This window comes from Salipiger sp. HF18 (genome assembly GCF_011806505.1).
Lineage (GTDB): Bacteria > Pseudomonadota > Alphaproteobacteria > Rhodobacterales > Rhodobacteraceae > Salipiger > Salipiger thiooxidans.
On the sequence record NZ_JAATOS010000153.1, the window covers coordinates 1 to 8,462 of the forward strand.

Annotated in this window: 6 protein-coding genes; 1 reads left to right on the forward strand and 5 read right to left on the reverse strand. The window is 68.9% G+C overall.

Features of this window, described 5'->3' with window-relative positions; translation table 11 throughout:
* The 5 genes from HC022_RS13750 to HC022_RS13770 all read right to left on the reverse strand — a co-directional run.
* A partial coding sequence (locus HC022_RS13750) for a hypothetical protein (protein ID WP_167452822.1) occupies positions 1 to 1,239 on the reverse strand: 1,239 nt, incomplete at its 3' end.
* A 202-nt stretch (positions 1,240 to 1,441) separates the two neighbouring features.
* Complete coding sequence (locus tag HC022_RS13755; RefSeq protein ID WP_167452823.1) at positions 1,442 to 2,584, reverse strand: acetate/propionate family kinase; 1,143 nt, start codon at positions 2,582 to 2,584, stop codon at positions 1,442 to 1,444.
* Positions 2,581 to 3,618, reverse strand: a complete 1,038-nt coding sequence (locus HC022_RS13760) for a YeiH family protein (protein ID WP_167452824.1) — start codon at positions 3,616 to 3,618, stop codon at positions 2,581 to 2,583. The genes HC022_RS13755 and HC022_RS13760 overlap by 4 nt, the downstream gene beginning before the upstream one ends.
* Before the next feature lie 3 nt (positions 3,619 to 3,621).
* Positions 3,622 to 5,400: a sulfoacetaldehyde acetyltransferase gene (gene xsc, locus HC022_RS13765; RefSeq protein ID WP_089962982.1), complete on the reverse strand. Its 1,779-nt coding sequence runs from the start codon at positions 5,398 to 5,400 to the stop codon at positions 3,622 to 3,624.
* Positions 5,401 to 5,483: 83 nt separating this feature from the next.
* Positions 5,484 to 7,115, reverse strand: coding sequence for a GMC family oxidoreductase (locus HC022_RS13770; RefSeq protein ID WP_167452825.1), 1,632 nt, complete (start codon positions 7,113 to 7,115; stop codon positions 5,484 to 5,486).
* A 117-nt stretch (positions 7,116 to 7,232) separates the two neighbouring features.
* Here HC022_RS13770 and HC022_RS13775 point away from each other — a divergent pair.
* On the forward strand, positions 7,233 to 8,462 hold a 1,230-nt coding region (locus HC022_RS13775; RefSeq protein WP_167452826.1), incomplete at its 3' end, for a TRAP transporter substrate-binding protein.

Consider the following 8,462-nt stretch of genomic DNA (forward strand, 5'->3'; position numbering starts at 1 on the left):
GCCGCCGTGCAGCCCGAACCAGAAGCTGTCCGAGCCCGGGACCCGGCCGAAGCTGTGCATCTCGGTCACCGGCGTCGGCCAGGCGGAGCCGTCGAAATCACGCAGCGCCTCCGAGAGGCTCTTGGGCCCGCCGCCGCCATCGACGAGGATCTCGGCGAAGCGGTCCTCGCGGAAGACCAGCCGCGTCGGCGCCAGCGTGGCGCTGTCGCTGCCGGTGATGTCGTCCGCAGCCACCACCACGCTGTGCGCATCGACAACGGATTTCACCACGTACTCGCCCGAGATCGCGGTGCCGCCCACCCGCTGCTTGGCCACGCCCGAGACGCCGAAGCGGTCGCCGGGTTTCAGCCCGTGGGTGTCGTTGCCCGCCTCCCCCACGAAGGTCAGCCGCACGGTGCCGTCGCCGGGCTCGGCGCTCACCTCGAGCTGCTGGTCGAGCCGCGCCTCGTGCAGGCGCCGGCCCCAGAGATGGTGGTCGCGGATGGTGCCCTCGACGTCCTTCTCGCGCTCGATCATCAGCATCTGCCCGTCCACCTCGCCCGCCGACCAGGTCGAGCCGCCGGTGCCCGCGCCCTCGTCGATGCGCTGGAAAAGGTGCTCGATGTCCGGGCCCAGCCGCTTGGGCGTGCCGCGGATCAGCGAGGTCGACATGTCGCGGTTGCCGTGGCCCGAGCCCTTGACCCAAGGCAGGAACAGAACCTGCTCGGAATTGGCGTTGTAGGGGCCCTTGGGCTTGAACAGGAAGCACTTGTCCTGCGGCCAGCTCTCGTAAAGCTCGCTGCGGGTGACCAGCACGGTGTTGACCTTGATGGTGTCGCGGGCGGCGACGCGGGCGGTAAGCCCGCCCTCGAAATTCTCGACCTCCCAGAAGACGTTGCGGTAGCGGTTGCCCTCGGGGATGCGGGTGACGGGGATGGTCTGCCCCTGCCCGTCCACCAGCGTCGAGCGGAAGCGCTTCTCGAAGGCGTCGAGCCGCGCGTCGTTCGCGGCCGCGCGGTTGCCCGGCAGCACGCCCGCAGACGACAGCCTCACCGCGCCGATGTTGGCCTCGGCCGTCGCCGCCGCCTCGGCGCTCATCGAGGCGCGGATCTCGGAGGCCTCTGCCGCCGCCGCCGCGGCCTGCGCGCGCTCGGCGGCGGAAAGATCCGGGTCCGGGGTGCCATCCCCGCCGAGGGTCGATTGCGACGCCGCCGCCGGCGAGGCCAGGAACCAGCCCAGCAATCCGCGTCTCTCGATCATGGTCCGTCGCTCCTTCGCATGTCCTGTCCCGATCAGACCGGCGAAGGCAGGGTGCAGGCAAGCGTTTTCGGACCTGCCCGCGTCGGCTGCCGCCGGAATGAGGGCGGGCCCGGGCGTCGCCGCGTTCCGGGATGAGGGAATGAACCGCTGCCCGGCCCCCGCCTCCGCACAGATAGCGGCGACGCGGTCCGGGGAAAGGGTGTCAGCGCGCTGCCGGGTGGCCCTGTTCTGCGGCGCGGAGACCGGCGGCGGTGCGCAAGAGTTCCGCCTCTTCGTCAGCGGGGCGCACGAGCATCTCGAGGCCAGCCCCCTCGGCCCCGGGAAGGAAGGCCAGCCGCGCCATCACCGCCGCGCGGATGTCGGCGGCGTTCTCGCCGATGCCGCCGCTGAACACCACCGCGTCGAGCCCGCCCATGACGCCCGCGGCGCGGCAGATCTCCTCGACCGTGCGCTCGATGAAATAGGCGATGGCCTCCTCGGCGGCGACGCTTCCCGACCGGGCGAGATCGCGCATGTCGTTCGACAACCCCGAGAGCCCCAGCAGGCCCGACTTGCGGTAGAGCAGCGCCTCGAGCGCGGTCACGTCCATGCCGCCCCGCATTAGGTGCAGCAGCACGCCCGGGTCGAGGCGCCCGCAGCGGGTGCCCATGGCCAGCCCCTCGAGCGCCGAGAACCCCATGCTGTTCGACACCGACCGCCCGTGCCGCACCGCGGTGACCGAGCAGCCGTTGCCGAGATGGGCGATGGCGATCCTGCGCTCGGCGAGCGGATAGCCATCGGCCCCGAGCGCCCGGCAGATCGAGGCGCAGGCGAGCCCGTGGAACCCGTAGCGCCGGATCCCCTCGTCGTAGAAGCGCCGCGGCAGGGCGTAGGCGTCGTGCACCCAAGGCCTGCCCGCGTGGAAGGCGGTGTCGAAGCAGGCGACGTGGCCCGCGTCGGGGAAGAGCTCGAGCGCGGTGCGGATCCCGCGCAGCCCGTGCGGCTGGTGCAGAGGCGCCAGCGGCACCAGCGCCTCGAGCGCCTCGAGAAGCGCGGGCGTGACCGGTTCGGGCGCGGTGAAGGCGCTGCCGCCGTGCACGATGCGATGCGCGACGGCGGTGACCCGCAGCCCCGGGCAGCGCGTCTCGATGGCCTCGATCAGCGCCGCCAGCGCCGCACCGTGGTCGGGCGCGGCAAGCGGCGTGGTGGCGGCCCCGCCCTGCCCCTTGAGCGACAGGGCACCCTCTTCGGTGCCGAGCCGGTCGACCACGCCCCAGAGCAGTGGCGTCCCGGGCGCCCCCGCATTGGCCAGCGCGAACTTGAACGACGAGCTGCCGGCGTTCAGGGCAAGCACGGCGCCGGTCATTGCGCCAGCTCGATGAAGCGCAGCCCGGTCAGCGCCAGCGCCGCGAGGAACAGCGTCTCGGCCACGATCAGCGCGATGGCACCGCCGCCCACCTTGATGATGTTGCGCAGGTCGGTCTTCATGCCCACCGCCGCGATCGCCGCGAGCAGCGCCCAGGACGAGAGCTTGGCAAGGAAGGCGCCCAGCACCGGCGGGATCAGATCAAAGCTGTTGAGCCCGGCGAACACGAGGAAGCCCAGCACGAAGCCCGGGATGATCGGCGGCCGCTTGCCCTCGGTCACCGCGCCGCCGCTGCGCTGCGACAGCAGGGTGATGACCACCACCACGGGGGCGAGGAAGGACACGCGGATGAGCTTGACCAGCGTCGAGGTCTCGCCCGCGGTCTCGGAGATCGAGAAGCCCGCGCCCACCACCTGCGCCACGTCATGCACGGTGGCCCCGATGAAGGCCCCGGCGGTGACGTCGTCGAACCCCATGGCCCGCGTCAGGATCGGGTAGAGGATCATCGCCACGGTCGAGAGCACCGTCACCCCCAGCACCGTGAAGAGCAGGTCACGTTCCGAGCGCTCGTCGCGCGGCAGCACCGCGGCGATGGCCATGGCCGCCGAGGCGCCGCAGATCGCCACCGCGCCCGCGGTCAGCACGGCAAAGCGGGTGCGCTGGCCGATGAGCTTTGCCAGCGCGAGGCCGAAGAAGATGGTGCAGACGGTCCCGGCCACCAGCAGGCCGATCATGCCGAGCCCCAGCGACAGCAGCATCTCGACGCTGATCCGCGCGCCGAGGATGGCCACGCCGATGCGCAGCACCGTGCGGGCGCTGAGCGCGATGCCGGGCGCCGTGGGGCCCTCGGCACCGAGGAAATTGAGCGCGATGCCGAACAGAAGCGCCATCAGCATCGCGGGGGCACCGTAGTGCTCGGCCACGAACTGCGCGGCAAGCGCCACGAGGATCGAGACCATGACACCGGGAAAATACTCCCGGATGCGTCCGGCCAGCAGATGGCCGGACGTCAGGGTGGCAAGGCTCTCGCGCATGGATCAGCCGGGCTGGTCCATCATGTCCGCGGGGTCGATCCCCGCGACGCTCACCGGCTTCTTCATGGCGTCACGCCGGAAGGGCTCGCCCAGTTCCTGGTTGATCATCGCCTCGATGAGCGTGGTCTTGCCGTGCTCCATCTGGTCCTTGATCGCGGTGTTGAGCGCCTCGGTCAGCTCTTCCATGGTGCGCGCCACGACGCCCTTCAGGCCGCAGGCCTGCGCGATGCCGGCGTAGCTCACCTGCGTGTCGAGCTCGGTGCCGACGAAGTTGTCGTCGAACCACAGCGTCGAATTCCGCTTCTCGGCGCCCCACTGGTAGTTGCGGAAGACGATCTGGGTGATCGCCGGCCACTCGCCGCGCCCGATGGCGGTCAGCTCGTTCACCGCGATGCCGAAGGCGCCGTCCCCGGCAAAGCCCACGACCGGCACGTCCGGGCAGCCGATCTTGGCGCCGACGATGGCCGGCAGGCCGTAGCCGCAGGGGCCGAAGAGCCCGGGCGCGAGATACTTCCGCCCCGCCTCGAAGGCCGGGTAGGCGTTGCCGATGGCACAGTTGTTGCCGATGTCGGACGAGATGATCGCGTCCTTGGGCAGCGCCGACTGGATCGCGCGCCATGCCATGCGCGGGCTCATCCAGTCGGGCTTGTCGGCGCGGGCGCGCTCGTTCCAGGACGTGCCCGGATCGTCGTCCTCGTGATCCATCGACGACAGCTGCTGCGCCCACTTCGACTTGGTCTCGGCGATCCTGGCCTTGCGCGCGTCGCGGCCCTCGTCACCGGCCGAGGGCGAGAGCTGCGACAGAATCCCCTTCGCGACCCTCGCCGCGTCGCCGACGATGCCGACCGAGACCTTCTTGGTCAGCCCGATGCGGTCGGGGTTGATGTCGATCTGGATGATCTTGGCGTCCTTGGGCCAGTAGTCGATGCCGTAGCCCGGCAGGGTCGAGAACGGGTTGAGCCGGGTGCCGAGACACAGGACGACATCCGCCGCGGCGATCAGTTCCATCCCCGCCTTGCTGCCGTTGTAGCCCAGCGGACCGGCAAAGAGCGGGTGCGAGCCCGGGAAGGCATCGTTGTGCTGGTAGCCCACGCAGACCGGCGCATCAAGCCGCTCGGCCAGCGCCATCGAGGCCGCGATGCCGCCCTCGGACAGCACCACGCCGGCGCCGTTCAGGATCACCGGGTTCTTCGCGCCCGACAGCAGCTCGGCGGCGCGGGTGACCGAGTTCTCACCGCCCGAGGAGCGCTCGAACTCGATGGGATCGGGGATCGCGATGTCGACGATCTGGGTCCACATGTCGCGCGGGATGTTGAGCTGCGCCGGCGCCGACAGAAGCTTGGCCTTGGCGATGACGCGGGTCAGCACCTCGGCCACGCGGCTGGGGTCGCGCACCTCTTCCTGGTAGGCGACCATGTCCTCGAACAGCTTCATCTGCTCGACCTCCTGGAACCCGCCCTGCCCGATGGTCTTGTTGGCGGCCTGCGGCGTCACCAGAAGCAGCGGCGTGTGGTTCCAGTAGGCGGTCTTCACCGCGGTGACGAAGTTGGTGATGCCGGGGCCGTTCTGGGCGATCATCATCGACATCTTGCCGGTGGCGCGGGTGTAGCCGTCGGCCATCATCCCCGCCGAGCCCTCGTGGGCGCAATCCCAGAAGGTGATGCCCGCCTTGGGGAAAAGATCCGAGATCGGCATCATGGCCGAGCCGATGATCCCGAAGGCATGGCGGATGCCGTGGCGCTGCAGCACCTTCACGAAGGCTTCCTCGGTTGTCATCTTCATGCTGGTCCCTCCCTTGCTGGCCGGACGGCTTTCCGTCATCTGCTTGTCTAGCATCGTTTCTTTCCTCCCGAAAATTGATGATTTCAGGCGCTGCGCTGCAATGCGCCCGCCTTGCGGTCCTCGAGGATCATGTCCGAGGCCTTTTCCCCGATCATGATCGCCGGTGCGTTGGTGTTGCCCGAGACGATCTCGGGCATGATCGAGCAATCGGCCACCCGCAGCCCCTGCACGCCCTTCACCCGCAGGCGCGCATCTACCACGGCGCCGGGCTCGGGGCCCATGCGGCAGGTGCCGGTGGGGTGGTAGATCGAACTTGAATGATTGCGCGCCCAGTCGAGCGTCCCGTCGTAATCGTCGAGGTCGAGCGTGCGGTCGGGCCGGTATTCCTCGGAGATCTTCGAGGTCAGCGGCGCGTGGCGCGCGATGCGGCGGGCGATCTTCACCCCCTCGACGATGGTGCGGCAGTCGAGCTCGGTCGACAGGTATCGCGGGATGATCGCCGGGTAGGCGCCGGCATCGGCCGAGTGCAGCCGGATCTCGCCCCGGCTTTCCGGGCGCAGCTGGCAGACCGACATGGTGAAGGCCGAGAACGGGTGAACCCCCTCGCCGGGGCTGTCCGCCGACCACGGCTGGACGTGAAACTGGATGTCCGGCGTCTCGAGATGCGGCGCGGTGCGCATGAAACCGGTGGCGAGGCTCGCCGCCATGGTCATCGGCCCGGCCCGGAACAGCGCGTATTTCAGCGCGATGCGGGCCTGGTTCACGAGGCTGCGCACCTCGTCGTTGAGCGTGGGTTCGTTGCATTTGAAGACCAGCCGCGCCTGCAGGTGATCCTGCAGGTTCTTGCCCACCGCCGGCACGTCGCGCAGCACCTCGATGCCGTGCTCGCGCAGCTGCGCCGCCTCGCCGATGCCCGACAGCATCAGGAGCTGCGGCGAGCCGATGGCGCCCGACGACAGGATGACCTCGCCCTCGGCCCGCACCGTGTGCAGCGCGCCCGCCTCGTCGCGGTAGACCACGCCCGAAGCCCGGCCGCCCTCGACCAGCACCTTCTGGGTGTGCGCGCGGGTGATGATCTGCAGGTTGGGCCGGCTGCGCGCCGGGTTCAGGAAGGCCACCGCCGCCGAGCAGCGACGGCCGTTGCGGGTGGTGAGCTGGAAGTAGCTCACCCCCTCCTGCACGGCGCCGTTGTAGTCGGGGTTGTAGGGATAGCCCGCCGCCTGCGCCGCGGCGATCCAGGCATCGCAGATCGGGCGTTGGAGCCGCATGTTGCTGACCGAGAGCGGGCCGTCGGTGCCGTGGTACTCGTCGGCGCCGCGCTCCTGGCATTCCGAGCGCTTGAAGAGCGGCAGCACCTCGTCCCAGCCCCAGCCCGGATTGCCCATCTGGCGCCAGCGCATGTAGTCCTGCGGCTGGCCCCGCACGTAGAGCAGCCCGTTGAGCGACGACGACCCGCCCAGCACCTTGCCGCGCGGCCAGTCGATGCTGCGCCCGTTCAGGCCGGGGTCGGGCTCGGTCTTGTAGCACCAGTCCACGGACGGGTTGTGCATGGTCTTGAAGTAACCCACCGGGATATGGATCCACGGGTTCCAGTCACGCCCCCCGGCCTCGAGCAGCACCACACGGATCGCGGGATCGGCAGAGAGCCGATTCGCCAGTACGCAGCCCGCAGAGCCCGCTCCAACGATCACGTAATCCGCCGTGATATCAGCCATTTCCGTCTCCTCCCGTCGAAGCCTTGGGCGCTTCGTGAATTTCTTCTTGCCTGATCAGACATAAATCTTCAAATATTGATACTGCAAGTCTCATTTTTGACTGCAAGGGAGGAAAACATGAAAGTCTCAAAAGCCCTCAGCGCGATCTCGCGCCGGGATCTGTTCCGCTTGTCCGGGCAGTTCGGCCTGTCGTCGGTGGTGCTTGGCGCCGGTGCCTTCGCGGGTGCCGCCACGCTGCCCGAGGTCGTCCGCGCCGCGCAGACCACCTACGAGAAACGCTTCGCCAAGGAGCCCAAGCACACGCTCAAGATGGGCGCGTCGGGCTTCAACGCGCAGAACCTGCTGATCGAGCGCATGGGAGCGCTGGAATTCGCCCGGGACCTGGAGGAGAGGACCGAGGGCGAGATCCGCGTGGAATTCATCGGCGACAACCAGATCTGCGGGCAGCTCAACTGCGTCGAGAAGACCCAGATCGGCGTCGTGGACATGTATGCCGCCTCAACCCAGAACTCCGCCGGCGGCGCGCCCTACCTGAACGTGCTCGACTACGCCTACATGTTCCCGAGCCGCGCCGCGCAGTACCACTTCCTCTACAGCCCCGAGAGCCAGAAGCTGCTGCGCGAGCCACTGGAAAAGCGCCACGGGCTGAAATTCCTGTTCTCGCATTGCGAACTGCGCGGGCTGCAGATGGGCAAGACCTTCGCCGACAAGCCGACGGTGTCGAAACTCGAAGAGCTGTTCGGCACCAAGAACCGGGTGACCGGCACCCAGCTTGGCCGCATCGCCATGCAGCTTCTGAACCTCAACCCGGTGCCGGTGGCCTGGGAAGAGACCCTCGACGGCCTCAAGCAGGGCCTCATCGACGGCGCCGAAACCTGGGCCTCGGCCGTGGCCTACGCCAACATGTCGCCGGTGGTCAGCCAGTCGGTGGACCTGAAGTTCTTCTGCGGCACCGAGCACACCTCGATGTCGGCCAAGGTCTTCGACAGCATGGAAGGCCACCTGCAGGACGCCATCATGGAGTCGGCCTACCTCGCGCAGGTGCATGTGCAGGCGGCGAACGAGGCGGCGCTGGTCAAGACCGTGGGCTTCTCGGACCCGCAGCTTCCCGGCACGCTCTTCGTGGAGCACGGAGTGCGACCGGCCTTCCTGCCCGACGACCAGATCCAGATGGCCGAGGAGATGTGCTCGCCCGAGTACAACCCCGACCCCTGGGCGCAGTGGCGCGACCGTCTCGACAACTGGGCGGGCGGCATCGACACCTACAAGTCGATCTACGACGTTGCGCGGCAGATCCCCAAGGATACCCTGCCCGAGAACGTCGAGCCGCGGCGCTGGTGGCGCTCG

Bases quoted from the DNA above. Each gene is read 5' to 3' on its own strand.
- HC022_RS13755 (WP_167452823.1), bottom strand. From the start codon at position 2,584: ATGACCGGCGCCGTGCTTGCCCTGAACGCCGGCAGCTCGTCGTTCAAG.
- HC022_RS13760 (WP_167452824.1), bottom strand. From the start codon at position 3,618: ATGCGCGAGAGCCTTGCCACCCTGACGTCCGGCCATCTGCTGGCCGGA.
- xsc (WP_089962982.1), bottom strand. From the start codon at position 5,400: ATGAAGATGACAACCGAGGAAGCCTTCGTGAAGGTGCTGCAGCGCCAC.
- HC022_RS13770 (WP_167452825.1), bottom strand. From the start codon at position 7,115: ATGGCTGATATCACGGCGGATTACGTGATCGTTGGAGCGGGCTCTGCG.